This is a genomic window from Rhizobium sp. C1, from assembly GCF_021026335.1.
Lineage (GTDB): Bacteria > Pseudomonadota > Alphaproteobacteria > Rhizobiales > Rhizobiaceae > Ensifer_A.
In genome coordinates this window covers 1105368-1122879 of the sequence record NZ_JAJNCY010000001.1, presented here as the reverse complement: position 1 = coordinate 1122879, position 17512 = coordinate 1105368, and the positions used below count along the sequence as shown (strand labels likewise).

Annotated in this window: 16 protein-coding genes; 8 read left to right on the top strand and 8 right to left on the bottom strand. The window is 63.1% G+C overall.

Annotation, left to right across the window (positions count from 1 at the left end; genetic code table 11):
- Positions 1 to 267: 267 nt before the first annotated feature.
- The 7 genes from LQK83_RS05540 to LQK83_RS05510 form a co-directional block, all read right to left on the bottom strand.
- Positions 268 to 3453: an efflux RND transporter permease subunit gene (locus tag LQK83_RS05540; RefSeq protein ID WP_230836333.1), complete on the bottom strand. Its 3186-nt coding sequence runs from the start codon at positions 3451 to 3453 to the stop codon at positions 268 to 270.
- Positions 3454 to 3548: 95 nt separating this feature from the next.
- Positions 3549 to 4517, bottom strand: coding sequence for an efflux RND transporter periplasmic adaptor subunit (locus tag LQK83_RS05535; protein WP_230836231.1), 969 nt, complete (start codon positions 4515 to 4517; stop codon positions 3549 to 3551).
- A 12-nt stretch (positions 4518 to 4529) separates the two neighbouring features.
- Positions 4530 to 4730, bottom strand: a complete 201-nt coding sequence (locus LQK83_RS05530) for a YgaP family membrane protein (RefSeq protein WP_230836230.1) — start codon at positions 4728 to 4730, stop codon at positions 4530 to 4532.
- 140 nt (positions 4731 to 4870) lie between these two features.
- Positions 4871 to 5638, bottom strand: coding sequence for an SDR family NAD(P)-dependent oxidoreductase (locus LQK83_RS05525; protein ID WP_230836228.1), 768 nt, complete (start codon positions 5636 to 5638; stop codon positions 4871 to 4873).
- Positions 5639 to 5754: 116 nt separating this feature from the next.
- Positions 5755 to 7062, bottom strand: a complete 1308-nt coding sequence (purB, locus tag LQK83_RS05520; protein ID WP_230836227.1) for an adenylosuccinate lyase — start codon at positions 7060 to 7062, stop codon at positions 5755 to 5757.
- Between the two features lie 108 nt (positions 7063 to 7170).
- Positions 7171 to 7845, bottom strand: coding sequence for a ribulose-phosphate 3-epimerase (gene rpe, locus LQK83_RS05515; protein WP_230836226.1), 675 nt, complete (start codon positions 7843 to 7845; stop codon positions 7171 to 7173).
- A gap of 148 nt (positions 7846 to 7993) precedes the next feature.
- On the bottom strand, positions 7994 to 9097 hold the full coding sequence (locus LQK83_RS05510) for an ABC transporter substrate-binding protein (protein WP_230836225.1): 1104 nt from the start codon (positions 9095 to 9097) through the stop codon (positions 7994 to 7996).
- A 164-nt stretch (positions 9098 to 9261) separates the two neighbouring features.
- Here LQK83_RS05510 and LQK83_RS05505 point away from each other — a divergent pair, with 164 nt between their 5' ends.
- The 8 genes from LQK83_RS05505 to LQK83_RS05470 all read left to right on the top strand — a co-directional run bounded on the left by LQK83_RS05505 (position 9262) and on the right by LQK83_RS05470 (position 16527).
- Positions 9262 to 9756, top strand: a complete 495-nt coding sequence (locus LQK83_RS05505) for a flavin reductase (protein ID WP_230836224.1) — start codon at positions 9262 to 9264, stop codon at positions 9754 to 9756.
- Between the two features lie 35 nt (positions 9757 to 9791).
- Complete coding sequence (locus LQK83_RS05500) at positions 9792 to 10721, top strand: AAA family ATPase (protein WP_230836223.1); 930 nt, start codon at positions 9792 to 9794, stop codon at positions 10719 to 10721.
- Positions 10722 to 10725: 4 nt separating this feature from the next.
- Positions 10726 to 11964: a vWA domain-containing protein gene (locus tag LQK83_RS05495; protein ID WP_230836222.1), complete on the top strand. Its 1239-nt coding sequence runs from the start codon at positions 10726 to 10728 to the stop codon at positions 11962 to 11964.
- A 247-nt stretch (positions 11965 to 12211) separates the two neighbouring features.
- A complete protein-coding gene (locus LQK83_RS05490; protein ID WP_230836221.1) occupies positions 12212 to 12541 on the top strand; it encodes an XdhC family protein in 330 nt (109 codons plus the stop codon).
- Positions 12541 to 13236 carry an XdhC family protein gene (locus LQK83_RS05485; RefSeq protein ID WP_230836220.1) on the top strand — a complete coding sequence of 232 codons (696 nt, stop codon included), beginning with the start codon at positions 12541 to 12543 and terminating at the stop codon, positions 13234 to 13236. The genes LQK83_RS05490 and LQK83_RS05485 overlap by 1 nt, the downstream gene beginning before the upstream one ends.
- Positions 13233 to 14846: an NTP transferase domain-containing protein gene (locus LQK83_RS05480; protein WP_230836219.1), complete on the top strand. Its 1614-nt coding sequence runs from the start codon at positions 13233 to 13235 to the stop codon at positions 14844 to 14846. The genes LQK83_RS05485 and LQK83_RS05480 overlap by 4 nt, the downstream gene beginning before the upstream one ends.
- Positions 14847 to 14850: 4 nt before the next feature.
- Positions 14851 to 15171, top strand: a complete 321-nt coding sequence (locus tag LQK83_RS05475) for a TfoX/Sxy family protein (RefSeq protein WP_230836218.1) — start codon at positions 14851 to 14853, stop codon at positions 15169 to 15171.
- A 135-nt stretch (positions 15172 to 15306) separates the two neighbouring features.
- Complete coding sequence (locus LQK83_RS05470; protein ID WP_230836217.1) at positions 15307 to 16527, top strand: MFS transporter; 1221 nt, start codon at positions 15307 to 15309, stop codon at positions 16525 to 16527.
- Here the strand turns inward: LQK83_RS05470 and dgcA are convergent.
- Positions 16479 to 17462, bottom strand: coding sequence for an N-acetyl-D-Glu racemase DgcA (gene dgcA / locus LQK83_RS05465; protein ID WP_230836216.1), 984 nt, complete (start codon positions 17460 to 17462; stop codon positions 16479 to 16481). The two genes, LQK83_RS05470 and dgcA, sit on opposite strands and share 49 nt — an antisense overlap.
- Positions 17463 to 17512 lie beyond the last annotated feature (50 nt).

Here is a 17512-nt window from a genome sequence, read left to right as displayed (position 1 = left end):
CGCCTAGAAACACCCAAAGCCAACCCAAACGACCAAAAACCCGGCCAAAACAGAGGCCGGGCTCGATAAGGCACGTCTAACAATCTCCCAGCCGCGAAGACATCGCATTATGCAACGGTCCCCTTGAGGGGGAGATGTCAGCGAAGCTGACAGAGGGGGGTGCCATAGAGGAGAATGCCAATGGACGCAGAGACTGCTGCCGCGCCACACCCCCCTCTGCCCTGCCGGGCATCTCCCCCTCAAGGGGGGAGATTGAAGGAGGCACCCTCACGTCCTCAAAACCCGATAGATCGCCGGGATCACCAGCACCGTCAGCGCGGTCGAGGACGCCAGCCCGAACAGCAGCGAGATCGCCAGCCCCTGGAAGATCGGGTCGGTCAGGATCACGGCCGCGCCGATGATGGCGGCGAGAGCCGTGAGCAGGATCGGTTTGAAGCGGATTGCGCCAGCCTCGATCAGAACGTCGGTCATCGTTCGGCCCGTCATGTCGCTGTTGCGGATGAAATCCACCAGCAGGATCGAGTTGCGCACGATGATGCCGGCAAGCGCAATGAAGCCGATCATCGAGGTGGCCGAGAAGGGGGCGCCGAACATCCAGTGACCGGCGAGAATGCCGATGAAGGTCAGCGGCACCGGCGTCAGGATGACGAGCGGCAGCTTGAACGAGCCGAACTGCGCGACGACGAGGATGTAGATCCCGAGGAGAGCGATCATGAAGGCGGCCCCCATGTCGCGGAACGTGACCCAGGTCACCTCCCATTCGCCATCCCAGAGCAGGGTGGGATGACGCTCGTCCTCCGGCTGGCCATGCAGCGCGATGACCGGCTTCGGCAGGTCCTTCCAGTCCATCCTGTCGAGAGCATCCTGCACGGCGAGCATGCCGTAAAGCGGCGCCTCGAACTGGCCTGCAAGCTCCGCCGTCACCATCTCGGCGCTGCGGCCATTATGGCGGAAGACGGGATAGGAGGAGAGCTCGTTGGTGACCTTCACGACATCGCCCAGCTCGACCACGCCATTGCCGCCGGGAAGAACATTGGCCGGGATCGGCGTCGTGAGAAACGCTTCGCCCAGCGTCTGGTCGCCCTTGGCGCGCTGAACCCGGATCGGGATTGGCGTGCGGCCGTTGCCGCGATGCGAATAGCCGACCGTCTGCCCGCCGTTGAGGATCGAGATCGTGTTAAACACGTCGCTCTCTTCGACATGGAAGAATTCGGCCTTGTCGGTGTCCACTGTCATACGCATCCGCTGCGCCTGCGTCCCATACGAGTTGTCGATATCGACAATGTAGGGAACGCTGCGGAAGGCCTCCTCGACACGGGCCGCGACCTTGCGGCGCGTCTCCGCATCGGGACCGTAGATCTCGGCGAGCAGCGTCGCCATGACCGGCGGACCCGGCGGCGGCTCGACGACCTTCAGGCTTGTGCCGGCGGGCACGGCGAGCTTGGAGATGCGTTGCCGGATATCGAGCGCGATCTGATGCGAGGAACGGTCCCGCTCGCCCTTGCCGGTGAGGTTGACGGCGACGTCACCCATATAGGGCTGCGAGCGCATGTAGCTGTGGCGCACGAGCCCGTTGAAGTTGAAGGGCGCCGCCGTGCCGGCATGCGTCTGCACCGAGACGACTTCCGGCAGGCCGACGACGATGCGGGCGATGTCCTGCGCCACCCGGTCGGTCGCCTCGACGGAGGAACCTTCCGGCAGGTCGATGGTGACGGACAGCTCCGACTTGTTGTCGAAGGGCAGCAGCTTCACGGTCACATGCTTGGTGTAGAAGAGACTGAGCGAACCGAGCGTGAGTGCGCCGACGGCCAGAAGGAAGATCCAGCTGCGCGTCTTCGTCTTCAGGATCGGCCGGGCGACGGACGCATAGATCTGCCCGAGCCTGCCGCCATGCGCCTCGTCGTGATGAACGACCGGCGCCTTGCCGCTGACCTTCAACATCAGATAGGGCGTGACGATCACGGCGACGAAGAACGAGAAGATCATCGCGGCCGAGGCATTGGCCGGGATGGGGCTCATATAGGGCCCCATCATGCCGGAAACGAAGAGCATGGGGAGCAGGGCCGCCACCACGGTCAGCGTTGCAACGATGGTCGGATTGCCGACTTCCGCCACGGCCTCGATGGCCGCGCGGCGGCGCGATCGCCCGTCATGCATGCCCCAATGCCGCGCCGTGTTCTCGATGACGACGATGGCGTCGTCGACCAGAATGCCGATGGAGAAGATCAGCGCGAAGAGCGAGACGCGGTTCAGCGTGTAGCCCATGACATTCGAGGCGAAGAGCGTCAGCAGGATCGTCACCGGAATGACGATGGCGACCACCAGCGCCTCGCGCCGCCCGATGGCGAGCCAGACGAGGAGAATGATCGAAACGGTCGCCAGCCCCAGATGATAGAGCAGCTCGTTCGCCTTCTCGTTGGCCGTTTCGCCATAGTTGCGGGTGACTTCGAGATGCATGTCGCCGGGGATCAGGTCGCCCTTGAGCAATTCGACGCGCTTCATCACCGCTTCGGCCACAGTGACCGCGTTGGAGCCAGCACGCTTGGCCACCGCCAGCGTCACGGAGGGGACGCGCTCGATACCCTTGTCGGTCTTGGTGACGGTCGAAACCCGAAGGTCAGCCGTGTCGGTCGCCAGCGAAATATCAGCGACATCGCGGACATAGACCGGCCGGCCGTCGCGCGAGGTCAGCAGCAGATTGCCGATGGCAGCGGGCGTCGACAGCGTCTCGCCGGCAATCAGGCCGATCTCCTGGTTGTCCTTCCGGACTGTGCCGGCCGGGAAGGCGCTGTTGGCGCTCTGAACCTTGGCCGAAAGCTGCTGCAGCGTCACGCCATAGAGCGCGAGCTTGGCCGGATCGGGCGCGATGCGGATCTGCTCGCCCGTCTCGCCGACAAGATAGGTCAGGCCGACATTGTCGATCTTCGACACTTCGGTGCGCAGCTCCCGCATGATGCGGGTGAGGTCGTTGGGCGTGATGCGATCGGCGGCGTCCGGCTTGGGCGACAGCGTCAGCGAGACGATCGCGACATCGTCGATGCCGCGACCGACGATCATCGGTTGCGGAATGCCGAGTGGGATCTTGTCCATGTTCGCCATGACCTTGTCATGGACGCGCAGCACTGCCGCATCGGAGGAGGTGCCAACCTTGAAGCGGGCCGTGACCATGACATTGTCGTCACCGGACTGCGAATAGACATGCTCGACGCCGTCGATGCTCTTCACCACCGTTTCCAGCGGCTCGGTCACCAGCTTGACCGCATCCTCCGCCTTCAGGCCCGGCGCCTGGACGAGGATGTCGACCATAGGCACCGAGATCTGCGGCTCTTCCTCGCGCGGCAGGCTGATCAGCGCGACCAGACCGAAGGCGAAGGCGGCGAGCAGAAAGAGGGGGGTGAGCGGCGACTTGATGAAGGCCTTGGTGAGACGCCCGGCAATGCCGAGATCGGTCATGCCCGCGTCTTCGGTCGCCTCGTGATGGTGCTCGACCGGCCCTTGTCCGAGCTCGTCTTGGCCCGCGTTCGCCGGATTCTTGTTCTTCTCGTCAGTCATTTCGGTGTCACCACGGCATCGCCAGCCTTGAGGCCGGTCAGAACTTCGACCATGGGCGCATTGCCGTCTTCCAGCGTCTCGCCCAGAATCACGGCGCGCTCGACCGGCTTGCCGTCTTCCTCAACGGTGACGAAATCAATGCCGGAGCGGGTGGTGACTGCGGCCTGTGGCACGAGAAGCGCCTTGCGCGTCGCCACGGGGATTTCCACGAGGACGCGGGCATTGACGAAATCCGAATTCAACGTCGAAACCTCGACATCGGCGGCGACGCGGCCATTGGTGATCTCGGGGTAGATCTTGACCAGCTTGCCCGTCTCCTGTTTGCCGCCCGCAGAAATATGGATGCTCGCGCCCTGTTTCAGCGAAGCCGCATGCCGCTCCGGAATGGCAAGCCGCAGGAAGAAGCCTCCGCCGCCGATGGTCGCGACGGGTTCGCCGCCCATGATGACCGCGCCTCTGGTGACCGGCACCTGCAGCACGCGGCCACTGGCTGGCGCCAGCACATCGCCCTCCTTCTGCTGCTCGACCGAGACCGAGCGCTGTGCCTGAAGCGCTGCGATCTGACTGCCGAAAACGTCGACGCTGGTCTTGAGTTGATCGAGCTGCTGCTGAGTCGTAATGCCCTTGCCGACCAGCGTCATGCCGCGCGCAAGCTCGGATTGTGCATTGGCAAGCTGCGTCTCAAGCGCCTTCAGCTGGGCATCATAGGCGGCCAGCTGGAAGTCGATCTTGTCGTCACGGACGACGGCGATCTTCTGCCCGGCTTTCACAACATCGCCTTCGGTCACGGCAAGCTCGGTGATGACGCCGCCGATGCGGGCACGGGCCGGAACCGTGTCCTTCGCCTCGACCTGACCGTAGACGGCCTTCCACTCGGTCATGTCGGTCGGCTGCAGGGTAAGCGAACCGGCGAATGCCGGCTGGGCCACAGCCAGCAGGAGCGCGGCCGTCAATGTCTTGTGCATCGGATCAACCCTTCAGAACGCGCAACCGGCCTTGATGCCGAAACGCTTGAAGATCATCGCCGCCGGGCAGAAGCCGGTAAAGGCGGATTGCAGCAGGTTCGCGCCGATGAAGATGGTGAACCAGAGGAAGTAAGGTGAGACGAACATGGTCAGCAGGACCGAAAGAAGGGTCATGATGCCGGCAAAGGCGAATACGGCGCGATCAAGTGTCATGGCAAGGGCTCCAGTCTGATTTGAATTCAGACTATAATATATATTATGTTATATATGTTTCAAGCCCTGCGTTCTGATCACCGTCATTTTCCGGGCGCTCCGATCATGGTTCAGAGAAAAACGGGGCGCGTTGTCGCCGATCAAAGCGCCGTAAATCCGTTATCGACAAAGAGATGCGCGCCATTGACGAAGCTGGCATCGTCGGAGGCGAGGAAGAGGGCGGCCTTGGCCACTTCCTCCGGCTCGCAGATGCGCCCCTGCTGGGCGGCGAGCGCCGCTTCCGACACATCGACGCCGAGCGCCTGCAGATCTTTGACTTCCCGAAGCCCATGCGGCGTGCGCACGAAGCCGGGGCAGACGGCGTTGCAGCGGATGTTGCGGTCGCGGAATTCGACCGCGATGGCGCGGGCGAACATATGCACCGCGCCCTTCGTCGTGTCGTAGAGCACTTCCATCGGCGTTGCCGCGACGGCTGAGATGGAGGAGGTGCAGACGATCGAGCCGCCACCTGCCGCAATCATGCCCGGAAGGACCGCCTTGGTCATCAGATACATGGACTTCACGTTGACATCGTGCAGCCAGTCCCATTCCTCCTCTGTCGTTTCCAGGAACGGCTTGATGACGATCGTGCCGGCATGGTTGAACAGCACCGTCACAGGGCCAAACGCCGCCTCGATCGCCTTCACCGCGGCACTGACCTCATCGGTCTTCGACACATCCGCCTGCTGGAACATAGCCACGCCGCCGGCTGCTTCGATCTCCGCAACCTTGGCCGCACCGGCCTCCGCATTGCGGTCGATGATCGCGACCTTCGCGCCCTCCGCCGCAAACAGGCTGGACGAGGCCCCGCCCATGCCCGTGGCTCCGCCTGAAACGATTGCGACCTTGCCTGCGAGACGTCCTGCCATGTCAGTGACTCCGTCTTGAACTGAACGGCACGATAGGAAGTTCAGACGAGTCGTCAAACGAAAGAAGCCGGCAGCTTGGCGCTACCGGCTTCATATTCTAGCGTCGATGCAAGAGATTACGCTTCGCCGAAAACCCGGCGGAAGATCGTGTCCACATGCTTGGTGTGATAGCCGAGGTCGAACTTCTCGCGGATTTCTTCTTCCGACAGCGCCTTACGAACCTCTTCGTCACCGAGCAGTTCTTCCAGGAAGTCCGCACCCTTTTCCCAGACCTTCATGGCGTTGCGCTGAACGAGGCGATAGCTGTCCTCGCGCGAAACGCCGGCCTGGGTGAGGGCCAGAAGAACGCGCTGGCTCATGACCAGGCCCTTGAACTTGTTCATGTTCTTGAGCATGTTTTCCGGATAGATCACCAGCTTGTCGATGACGCCGGCGAGCCGGTTCAGGGCGAAGTCCAGCGTAATCGTCGTATCCGGGCCGATGCCGCGTTCGACGGAAGAGTGCGAGATGTCGCGCTCATGCCAGAGCGCCACGTTTTCCAGCGCCGGAACGACCGACATGCGCACGAGGCGGGCGAGACCCGTCAGGTTCTCGGTCAGCACCGGGTTGCGCTTGTGGGGCATGGCGGACGAACCCTTCTGGCCGGGCGAGAAGAACTCTTCCGCTTCCAGAACTTCCGTGCGCTGCATGTGGCGGATTTCAATGGCGACGTTTTCGATCGAAGAGGCAATGACGCCAAGCGTCGCGAAGAACATGGCATGACGGTCGCGCGGGATGACCTGCGTCGAGATCGGCTCCGGCTTGAGGCCGAGCTTCTCGCAGACATGTTCTTCCACGCTCGGATCGATATTGGCAAACGTGCCGACGGCGCCGGAGATCGCGCCGGTCGCGACTTCGGCGCGGGCGGCAACCAGGCGGTCGCGGTTGCGGCTCATCTCGGCATAGAAGCGGGCAAAGGTCAGGCCCATCGTCGTCGGTTCGGCATGAATGCCATGCGAGCGGCCGATGCGAACCGTGTCCTTGTGCTCGAAGGCGCGCTTCTTGAGTGCGGCGAGAACCTTGTCCATGTCGGCGATCAGGATGTCGGCGGCGCGCACGAGCTGTATGTTGAAAGTCGTGTCCAGCACGTCCGACGAGGTCATGCCCTGATGCACGAAGCGCGAGTCAGGGCCGATGAATTCGGCTAGATGGGTCAGGAAGGCGATGACGTCATGCTTGGTGACGGCCTCGATCTCGTCGATCTTGGCAACGTCGAATTCGGCGGCCGAACCCTTGTCCCAGATGTTCTGCGCGGCTTCCTTCGGGATCACGCCGAGGTCGGCGAGTGCGAAACAGGCATGCGCCTCGATCTCGAACCAGATGCGGAACTTGGTCTCCTGCGACCAGATGGACACCATTTCGGGGCGGGAATAGCGCGGGATCATCAGCCTTCGCCTTTGCGTGTTGGAAATTCGTTGGCCGCGCCATAGCAAACATGGCCGGCAATCTCAACGGATGCCGGCCGCTAGGCACAAACTATCGGTGTGGGACGCTTACGCGCGGCCCTTTTCTGCGGCTGCGCGGATGGCCGAAATGTTGGCGCGATAGCTCTCGACGCTGCCGCCCTTGAAGACGGCCGAGCCGGCGACGAAGGCGTTGACGCCGGCCGCTGCCACGGCCGGCGCCGTTTCCGGCGTGATACCGCCATCGACTTCCAGCTCGATCGGCCGGTTGCCGATCATGGCATGGATGCGCTTCGCCTTTTCGGTGACGGCAGGAATGTATTTCTGTCCGCCGAAGCCGGGGTTCACGCTCATCAGCAGGATGAGATCGACGTCGTCGAGAATGTATTCCAGCACGCTCTCATGCGTCGCCGGGTTGATCGAAACGCCGGCCTTCTTGCCGAGCGCCCGGATAGCCTGCAGCGAACGATGCAGATGCGGACCTGCCTCGGCATGCACGGTGATGTAATCGCAGCCGGCCTTGGCGAAGGCTTCGAGATAGGGATCGGCCGGCGAGATCATGAGGTGGCAGTCGAACACCGCATCCGTGTGCGGGCGCAGCGACTTGATGACATCCGGCCCGAAGGTGATGTTCGGGACGAAATGCCCGTCCATGACGTCGAGATGGATCCAGTCGGCACCTGCGGAAACGACGTCGCGCACTTCCTGCCCGAGCCTGGAAAAGTCTGAAGCCAGGATCGAAGGGGCGATACGAATGGGTTTCATGAGACTGCCTCCTGAAGCATGTCGCGCTACGCCGGGCGTAGTCGTGTTGCGAGACATGAGATAAAGTAACGTCGGTTGTCGCGCCCCTAACATCGCGCGGCAGGCGCGGCAATGGTACGCGGCAGGCCCCGGTCCGTTTAAACCGATATTATTGTGTCTTGCCGGATTTCGCGGCCGGTTGCCCCGCCGGAGGAACGGGCGGCTGAAACGCGCCGTTCCGCCATTCCATCAGCCGGTATGTGTCCTCGGCGCGGAAATGGTCCTTACCGAAGCTCACCGTTCCGACTGCCGTTTCGAAGGTCCCGCCGGCAATCGTGGCAGCCAGATCCTGCTTGTCATTGACTGCTGCTTCCGCCTTGTCGATGATCTGGGCGGCGGCATGCGCCGGAAGCACATATCCCTCTGCCACGATATCCTGTTCCGCCAGCGCATGGACCAGGCCGGATGCACCGGGCTGCTCGCGCCAGCTTTCCGGAAGCACGGCCAGAACGCCATCGGGCAGCGCCACGCCATCGTCGGAAGCCAGAAGCTGGTCGCTGCCCATCAGCGCTATGCCGGTTCCGGCCGCGTCGCGGGCAATGGTGGCGACATCGCTGCGCCCGCCGGCAATATAGACATTCGTAACGCCCGCCTTCTGCAGGCGCCGCACCAGGATTTTCTGATTGTCGAGGCCGGGGCGGAATGTGTCGGCCATGACGGGCTTGATGCCCTTTGTCTCCAGATCCAGGCGGATATTGGCGGCCAGTTCATGCGCATTGAGCGTGCCGTCATCCAGAAGCGCGATGGCCGAGCCAGGCCATATGCCCGCGATAAAGCCGGCCGTTGCGCTTGCCTCTTCGCCGGGGCGGGGGCTGAGCGAATAGATCGGCCAGCCATGCTTGGCCGCGTCTTCGAACAGAACCTTGGAGCGGGCGGAAAGCGTGATGACGGGAATGGCGGCCTCTTTCAGCGCCTGCGCGCTGCCGATCAGGGAATCGGCGCAGAGAAAGCCGATCGCCGCCGTTGCGCCGCCCGCGATCAGCCGGCTGGCCACATCGACGCCCGAGTCCGGTGCGCAGGATTCCGGCACTGGCAAAATCTTGTTGCCCGCTGCCTCCGCCTGCGCCTTCGCGCCCGCCATGACCTGCTTGCCGAGAATGGCGAAGGGCCCGTCAAGCGGCGCGACCACACCGATCGTCAGCCCCCGTGCCGCGGCAGGACCGGCCGTCAGCAGGCTCATGAGGGTGAGGGTCGTCAGGGCGATTGTTTTCATCCGGGGCGCGTTCCGTCTCGTATCGTCTTGAAAAGAATAGTGACCCATATCGTCTGCCTCAAACGGAATGTCGCGACAAGGCCGCAAATTGTCTGTTTGAGGGCGCGGAATTTTAACAATCGGCGATTATCTTGTCTTTTCAAGGAAGCACAACGGAGAATGAAGTGTTGAGCGCACCCGGGATCGATCCGAAGCTCTATCGCGACGCCATGGCGCGCTATGCCGGCCATGTGCAGATCGTCACGACGGCGCATGAGGGCGTGCGCCGCGGCGTGACCATTACCGCCGCCTGCTCGGTCTCCGACAATCCTGCCATGGTTCTCGTCTGCCTCAACCGGCATAACGAGAGCAACAATATCTTCCTCGAAAGCGGCGTCTTCGCCCTGAACACGCTGGCGGCGCATCACAAGGGGCTGGCCGATGCCTTCGCGGGATTCGCCAAGCTTCCAGTCGAAGAACGCTTTGCCATGGGCGAGTGGGACGAGCTGGTGACGGGCGCGCCGACGCTGAAGGACTCGATCGCCACCTACGACTGCCGCATCGTCGATACGAAGTCTGTCTCGACCCACAACATCTTCTTCGGCGAAGTCGTGGGGTTGCGTCTCGGCTCCAAAGATCAGTCTCTTGTTTATATGGACCGGAGCTATCACGCGATATAGACTTCTCCTCATGAGATGAGGAGACTCCAGAGTTTATGACCGGCATGACTGCGCGGCCGCTGCCGCAATCCATCGACGAGACCGCCAGCCTTCTCGAAAGCCACGACTATCTCGCCTCGCGCTCGCTCGCGACGGTGCTCTTCCTTGCGCTCAAGCTGAAGCGTCCGCTCTTCCTCGAAGGGGATGCCGGCGTCGGCAAGACCGAGGTGGCCAAGGTTCTGGCCAAGGCGCTCGACCGGCCGCTGATCCGCCTGCAATGCTATGAAGGCCTTGATATTTCCTCTGCGGTCTACGAGTGGAACTATCCCGCGCAGATGCTCGAAATCCGCCTGTCGGAAGCCTCTGGCGCGACGGATCGCGGCGAGATGGAAGCAGGCATCTTCTCCGAAAAACACCTGATACGCCGTCCGGTCCTGCAGGCGATTTCCGCACCCGCCGGTCGCGCGCCGGTTTTCCTGATCGACGAACTCGACCGGACCGACGAGGCCTTCGAGGCCTTCCTGCTCGAAGTGCTGTCCGATTTCCAGGTGACGATCCCCGAATACGGAACGATCCGCGCCGAAGAGCCGCCGATCGTCATCATCACGACGAACCGCACCCGCGAGGTGCATGATGCGCTCAAGCGCCGCTGCCTCTACCACTGGGTCGGCTATCCGGATTCGAAGCAGGAGCTGGAAATCGTCTCCCGCAAGGTGCCGGGCTGCAACGACACGCTGGCGCGCCAGGTTGTCGCCTATGTGCAGAAGCTGCGCGAGGTCGATCTCTTCAAGAACCCCGGCGTCGCCGAAACGATCGACTGGGCAACGGCGTTGACCGAACTCGACCGCGTCGCCCTCGACCCGGAGACGATCGCCGATACGCTCGGCACGCTGCTCAAATATCAGGACGACATTTCGCGCATTCAGGGCGGCGAGGGGACCAAGATCCTCTCCGAGGTGAAGGCCGAACTTCTGGCCGCAGGCTGACACGATGGATGTCTCGGGCGAAATTGCGGGCGGCGGAAGAGGTGACGGCAGGCTTGCCGACAACATTACCTATTTCGCCCGCGCGCTGCGCAAGGCGGGGCTGAAGATCGGCCCCGGCGCGGTGATCGATGCGGTGGAGGCCGTCGAGGCCATCGGCATTGGCTCGCGCGAGGAATTCTACACCGCGCTCTTCGCCGTCTTCGTCAAGCGCCACGAGGACAAGGCAGTCTTCGACGAGGCCTTCCGCCTGTTCTGGCGCTCGCGCGAGTTGATCGCCAAGATGATGCAGATGATGCTGCCCGGCACGCCCAACATCGGCCAGAAGGAGAAAAGCCGCGCTGGCCAGTCGCGCGCCGCAGACGCGCTGGTCGCCGAGAAGGATCGCCGCAGCGCCAAGCCGGAAGAACCCGAAATCGAGTTCGACGCGCGCTTCACGATGTCGGGCTCGGAAGTGCTGCGAAAGATGGATTTCGCCCAGATGTCGGCCAAGGAGCTGGCCATCGCCAAGGCGGAGATCGCCCGTATCCAGTTGCCCTTCGACGAGGTCCGCACCCGCCGTTTCCGCCCGTCCAACCGCCCGAAAATCTTCGACGCCCGCCAGACCATGCGCGCCAGCATGAAGACCGGCGGCGATCTGCTGCTGCCGAAATTCAGGGAGCAGCGGACGATCCATCCGCCGCTGGTCATCCTTGCCGATATTTCCGGCTCGATGAGCCAGTACACCCGCATCTTCCTGCATCTCCTCCACGCCATGACGGAAAAGCGCCGGCGGGTGCACACCTTCCTCTTCGGCACGCGGCTGACCAACGTCACCCGCCAGATGCGCCACAAGGACCCGGACGAAGCGCTCGACGCCTGCTCGGCGGCAGTCACCGACTGGTCGGGCGGCACCCGCATCGCTGAGACGCTGCGCGAGTTCAACCGCCTCTGGGCGCGTCGCGTGCTGGGGCAGGGCGCCAGCGTGCTGCTCATCACCGACGGGCTCGAGCGCGACAATATCGAGGAGCTGGAAACGGAGATGGACCGGCTGCACCGCTCCTGCCGCCGCTTGATTTGGCTCAATCCACTCCTACGTTTTGATGGGTTCGAGGCGAGAGCCCGCGGCGTGCGCGCCATGCTGCCCCATGTTGATGAGTTCCGGCCAGTGCATAATCTGGAAGCGATCGGGGATCTGGTGGCGGCGCTGTCGGGCGAGGGTGGTGGGCGCAAGGCCGATCCGCGGCGGTATCTCGGGCGGGTTTGATGCTGGCAGTACGTTCAACGCCGTCATGGTCGGGCCTGTCCCGACCATCTGCTACGTTGAGCCACCCGCTCGCTCAGTAGATCCTCGGGACAGGCCCGAGGATGACGGCCGGGAGAGGCAACGGCTCAGGCTCCAATCTCCCCTTTGGTGGGAGAGAAAGCAAAATCATGATCTTAGCCAAAGGCTAAGTCATAGATTTTGCAAGAGAGGGTGTGACGCCCCAATGATAAAATGAACGGAGGCACGCATGAACGACATGGCCGGTTTTGACGATCCGCTTCTCATCGCGGAAGGCTGGAAAAGCGAGGGCCGCGATGTGGCGTTGGCAACCGTGATCGAGACATGGGGCTCCGCGCCGCGTCCGGTCGGCAGCCACCTGGTGATCGACGGCGAGGGCAATTTCCATGGCTCCGTCTCCGGTGGCTGCGTCGAAGGCGCGGTGATCACCGAGGCGATGGACGTCATCGGTTCGGGCAGCGCGCGCATGCTGGAATTCGGCGTGGCGGACGAGACGGCCTGGCGCGTCGGCCTCTCCTGCGGCGGCCGCATCCGCGTCTATGTCGAGAAGGTTGACTGATGCGCTTAGAGATTCTGAAACAGCTGAACGACGCCAAGCGCGCCCGCCGCGCCGCCATCCTTGTGACCGATCTGGCAATCGGCGAGGACCGGCTGGCGCTGGAAGGCGATACGTTGGCAGGCGTTTCGCCGGAGACGCTCACCAGGGCCTTCCTTTCCGGGAAGTCCGGTCTGGTGGAGGAGGAGGGCAGGAGCCTCTTCCTCAATGTCCATGTCCCCCCGCCGCGCATTGTCGTGATCGGCGCGGTCCATATCAGCCAGGCGCTGGCCGCCATGGCCCCCGCCGCCGGCTTTGATCTGGAGATCATCGATCCGCGCACCGCATTCGCCACGCCCGAGCGCTTTGCAGGCGTGAAGCTGACTGCCGACTGGCCGGAGGACGTGCTGAAGGATGCACCGCTCGATGCCTTCACGGCGCTTGTCGCGGTGACTCACGATCCAAAGATCGACGACTATCCGCTTGTTTCGGCGCTGAAAACCGGCTGCTTCTATATCGGTGCACTGGGTAGCCGCAAGACACATGCGAAGCGCGTCGAGCGGCTCAAGGAGGCCGGCTGCACGGACGCGCAGATCGCCCGCATTTCCGCCCCGATCGGCTTGGACATCGGCGCATCCACGCCCGGCGAAATCGCCGTCGCGATCCTCGGCGACATCATCCAGGCGCTGCGAAAGCGCGTGATCGGGGCTGGCGTATGATCTTCGGCGCGGTCCCCGTTGCCGAGGCGAAGACTTGCGTGCTCGCCCACTCCGTGATGTTCGAGGGCGGGCGGCTGCCGAAGGGACATGTCGTAACGGAAGAGGATATCGTAACGTTAAGCAGCGCCGGTGTCGCCTCGGTGATCGCTGCGCGATTGGAGCCCGGCGATATCGGCGAGGACGAAGCCGCTGCGCTGATCGCGGGGGCGCTGGTTGCGGATGGCTTCCGCGCATCGCCCGCCGCCACCGGCCGCGTCAATTTCCATGCCGAGACGAACGGTCTCTTCCGCGCCGACCGCGCGCTGATCGACGCCTTCAACGCCATCCACCCTGCCTTGACGTTGGCCACGCTGGCCGACCGTGCTCCTGTCCGCAAAGGCGATCTGGTGGCGACCGTCAAGATCATCCCGCTCGCCGTGTCGGCCGAACTGGCGGAGAAGGGAAGGGCGCTGCTGGCATCGGGGTCTGCCTTTTCGGTCAAGCCCTTCGCAAGCCTGACTGCCGGCCTGATTGCAACCGTTTTGCCTTCGCTTAAGCCTTCCGTCATGGACAAGACGAGGCGTCTCACGGAGGATCGCCTGCGACCCAGCGGCAGCCGCATTGCCGAGGAGGCCCGCTGTCAGCACGATGCACAGGCTGTCGCAGCCCATATTGCTGATTTTGTACAGCGTTACGGCCTCGTCGTCGTTTTCGGCGCCTCCGCCATGACAGACGAAGGCGATGTCATCCCTGCCGCCATCCGCTTGGCCGGCGGGGAACTCGCGATTGCCGGCATGCCGGTCGATCCGGGCAATCTCCTTGTTCTCGGCTATGTCCACGGCGTTCCGGTCCTCGGCGCGCCAGGCTGCGCGCGAAGCCCAAAGGAAAACGGCTTCGACTGGATATTGAACCGCATTCTCGCCGGCGAGCGACCAACACAAAAGGATGCAGCGAGCCTGGGCGTCGGTGGACTTCTCATGGAAATTCCGCTTCGCCCGCTGCCGCGCGAAAAGGCAACGCAAGAGCCGCATCGCCCGAGGGTCGGCATTGCGGTTCTCGCCGCCGGTCGCGCCAGTCGCATGGGCGGAGAGAAGCACAAGCTTCTGGCCGAATTCTCAGGCGAGCCGCTGGTGCGTCGCAGTGTTGCCGAGGCTCTGTCAGCCGGAGCAGTGCAGGTCGCAGTCGTCACCGGTCACCGCGCCGAGGAGATCGAGCGGGCGCTGGCGGGGCTTGAGATCCGAACCATCCGCAATCCCGATTTCGCCTCGGGCATGGCATCCTCGATTCGCGTCGGGGTCGAGGCGCTGCACGAAACGGATGGCATCGTCATCGCGCTTGCCGACATGCCGGGCGTCACTGCGGAGGATTACACCAGGCTGATCGAGGCTTTCCTGCGCGAAGGCGGCAATGCCGTCGTCCGTGCCGTTTCCGCCGGCAAGCGCGGCAATCCGGTCATTCTGCCGAAGACGCTTTATCCCGCGCTCCTGCGTCTTGAGGGCGATGTCGGCGCGCGGCATATCATCGAGAAAAGCGGCTTGCCGGTCATCGATGTGGAGATCGGCGAGGCCGCCCATCTCGATGTCGACACGATCGAGGCGATCGAAGCGGCCGGCGGGGTTCTGAAAGGGTAGGGCGATGGACAACGAGCAGCTCGAGGAGATGTTTCAGGCCGTTGCCCCCATCTCCATCCGCCGCATGTTCGGCGGCAAGGGTATCTATAGCGATGGCGAAATCATCGCGATCTGGCTGCGCGACCGCATGTTGCTTAAGGGTGATGCGGAATGTTCGGCCCAGTACGAGGCGCAGGGCGGCGTGCAATGGACCTATCAGCACAACAAGACCGGCAAGGACGTCAAGATGCCCTATTGGTCGATGCCCGAGATCGGCTGGGACGACCCGGATGAGATGGCGTCACTCGCCCGCACCGCGCTCGGCGCCGCACTCAGAAGTCGATAAAAAAGTCACACAGGCAACCGTGTTTTCACGGAATTGATCAGCCCATTAAAAAGGCTGATTGGCGTACCTCATAAGAGCGTGATAGCAATCTGTGAGTCCCGGCATTTTCCGCGGACACTCGCCCCCAGGTAGACAATGACCACTGTTCTTTCGGATGCCCAGTTCGGGCAAGCGCCGTTCTATTACAGAACGCGGGCCGCGATGACGTTCTGCGCGCCCATGATCACCAATGCTTTGCTGATGCCGTATTTTCCGGTCTGGCTTCAGTCGCTGCATCTGGCCGACTGGCAGATCGGTCTGATCACGGGTGTTCCCCTGATCGTGCGGGTGATCGTCGCGCCGGTGGTTTCGGCGCTTTCGGACCAGATCGGCGAGCGCGCCACGGTGCTCTTCTGGTCGGGGCTCACCTCGCTCATCACCTGCTGCGCCATGTTCTATTCGGTCGCCTTCTGGCCGGTTCTGCTGATCTATGGCCTGTTGGGCGCGTTCTACTCCCCGTATTCACCGGTTGCCGAATCACTGCTGATGACCGGCGCGCGACGCTGGGGTTACCAGTATGGCCACATGCGCATGTGGGGCTCCATCCTCTTCATCGTCGCCACACTGGCGGGTGGCTATCTGGTCGGCGCGCATGGTGCATCCTCGGTTCTGCCTGCCATCACGTTTGGCTTTTTCCTGACCGTCGTCGGCGGCCTGATTGCGCCGAAGACGGGTGTGAGCCGGCTGAAGCCGATCACGGAGCCCACGGTGGTCCCCGAAGAGCGCGTCTTCCGCAAGCCGGACTTCCTGTTCGTCCTGATCGGCGTGACGCTATCTGGCTCCAGCCATGCCATGCTCTACACGTTCTCGTCGCTCTATTGGGAGCAGATCGGGATTCCCGGGTCGCAGATCGGTCTTCTCTGGGGCGCGGGTGTCGCTGCGGAAGTCTGCGTCTTCCTGTGGTCGAGCTGGCTGCTGCGCCGCTTCTCGATCTGGCAGCTCATCTTTGCAGGAACGCTGATGTCGATCGTGCGCTGGGCGGCGTTTCCGCTGGCGAGCGATTTCTACAGCTTCATTCCACTGCAGATCCTCCACGCCTTCACCTTCGCCACGGCCCATCTTGGCCTGCAGCGGCTGATCACGCAGCGCGTGCCGGGCCATCAGGAGGCGACGGCGCAGGGGCTGTATTTCTTCTACAGCAACGTCTTCCTGGCTGTGTCGACCTTCTTTTGCGGCTTCGTCTTCAACCGTTTCGGCGGCGTCAGCTTCCTGTTCATGTGCGTACTCGCCATTGCCGGCACGCTCTCCGTTCTCGCCGGCTGGCTGTCTCAGCCCCACAGGGCCGGCGCTGGCGGCAGGACGAACGAGGCGTCGTAGACGAGGCCCGGGGTCCGGTCGCGGGCGAGCAGGAGAGGGCCGTCCAGGTCGACGAAATCGGCGTCCTGCGCCAGAAGCACGGCGGGCGCCATGGCGAGCGACGTTCCGACCATGCAGCCGATCATCACCTCATAGCCAAGCTCGCGGGCGCGGTTCTTCATTTTCAGCGCTTCAGTCAGCCCGCCCGCCTTGTCGAGCTTGATGTTGATCGCATCGTAGCGGTCGCGCAGCAGTTCCAGCCCCTCCGCCTCATGCGCGCTTTCGTCAGCACAGATCGGCACGGGATGCGGGATGCGCGCCAGCAAGTCGTCCTGACCGGCGGGAAGCGGCTGCTCGATCAGGCCGATGCCGCATTCGGCAGCGACATTCAGATGATGCGTCAGATTGTCGGCGGTCCAGCCTTCATTGGCATCGATCACGATCGCGCTATCAGGGGCCGCAGCCCGCACCGCCCGTATGCGTGATTCGTCGTCTTCCGTGCCGACCTTGACCTTGAGGAGCTTGCGATGCGCCCATTTCGCCGTCTGTGCCGCCATCTCTTCTGCAGAGCCGAGCGAAATCGTGTAGGCGGTCACAAGCGGCCGGGCGATGCTCAGGCCCATGCCCTCCATGACCGTCAGCCCGCGCTTCTTCGCTTCCAGATCCCACAGCGCACAATCGACCGCATTGCGGGCCGCGCCCGGCTTCATCAGCGACTGCAGAACGCTGCGATCCATCCCTTCGACCACCATCGGCAGGATGGCGTTGATCTCGGCCATGACGCTCTCGATCGTCTCTCCGTACCGGCGATAGGGAACACATTCGCCCCGTCCCGCGTTACCGCCCTCGCGAATGGTGCAGACAACAACATCAGCCGAGGTTTTGGAGCCGCGAGAAATGGTAAAGCTGCCGGCAATCGGAAAGCTCTCGATTGTGGCTTCGGCGTAACGGATCATGATTTTGCCTCGCTCGAAAGAAGTGAATGGTGTGGCAGGACTGTCGACGG

Bases quoted from the DNA above. Each gene is read 5' to 3' on its own strand.
- LQK83_RS05535 (WP_230836231.1), bottom strand. From the start codon at position 4,517: ATGCACAAGACATTGACGGCCGCGCTCCTGCTGGCTGTGGCCCAGCCG.
- dgcA (WP_230836216.1), bottom strand. From the start codon at position 17,462: ATGATCCGTTACGCCGAAGCCACAATCGAGAGCTTTCCGATTGCCGGC.
- LQK83_RS05490 (WP_230836221.1), top strand. From the start codon at position 12,212: ATGAACGACATGGCCGGTTTTGACGATCCGCTTCTCATCGCGGAAGGC.
- rpe (WP_230836226.1), bottom strand. From the start codon at position 7,845: ATGAAACCCATTCGTATCGCCCCTTCGATCCTGGCTTCAGACTTTTCC.
- LQK83_RS05495 (WP_230836222.1), top strand. From the start codon at position 10,726: ATGGATGTCTCGGGCGAAATTGCGGGCGGCGGAAGAGGTGACGGCAGG.
- LQK83_RS05530 (WP_230836230.1), bottom strand. From the start codon at position 4,730: ATGACACTTGATCGCGCCGTATTCGCCTTTGCCGGCATCATGACCCTT.
- LQK83_RS05525 (WP_230836228.1), bottom strand. From the start codon at position 5,638: ATGGCAGGACGTCTCGCAGGCAAGGTCGCAATCGTTTCAGGCGGAGCC.
- LQK83_RS05470 (WP_230836217.1), top strand. From the start codon at position 15,307: ATGACCACTGTTCTTTCGGATGCCCAGTTCGGGCAAGCGCCGTTCTAT.
- purB (WP_230836227.1), bottom strand. From the start codon at position 7,062: ATGATCCCGCGCTATTCCCGCCCCGAAATGGTGTCCATCTGGTCGCAG.
- LQK83_RS05480 (WP_230836219.1), top strand. From the start codon at position 13,233: ATGATCTTCGGCGCGGTCCCCGTTGCCGAGGCGAAGACTTGCGTGCTC.
- LQK83_RS05540 (WP_230836333.1), bottom strand. From the start codon at position 3,453: ATGACCGATCTCGGCATTGCCGGGCGTCTCACCAAGGCCTTCATCAAG.
- LQK83_RS05510 (WP_230836225.1), bottom strand. From the start codon at position 9,097: ATGAAAACAATCGCCCTGACGACCCTCACCCTCATGAGCCTGCTGACG.
- LQK83_RS05475 (WP_230836218.1), top strand. From the start codon at position 14,851: ATGGACAACGAGCAGCTCGAGGAGATGTTTCAGGCCGTTGCCCCCATC.
- LQK83_RS05485 (WP_230836220.1), top strand. From the start codon at position 12,541: ATGCGCTTAGAGATTCTGAAACAGCTGAACGACGCCAAGCGCGCCCGC.
- LQK83_RS05500 (WP_230836223.1), top strand. From the start codon at position 9,792: ATGACCGGCATGACTGCGCGGCCGCTGCCGCAATCCATCGACGAGACC.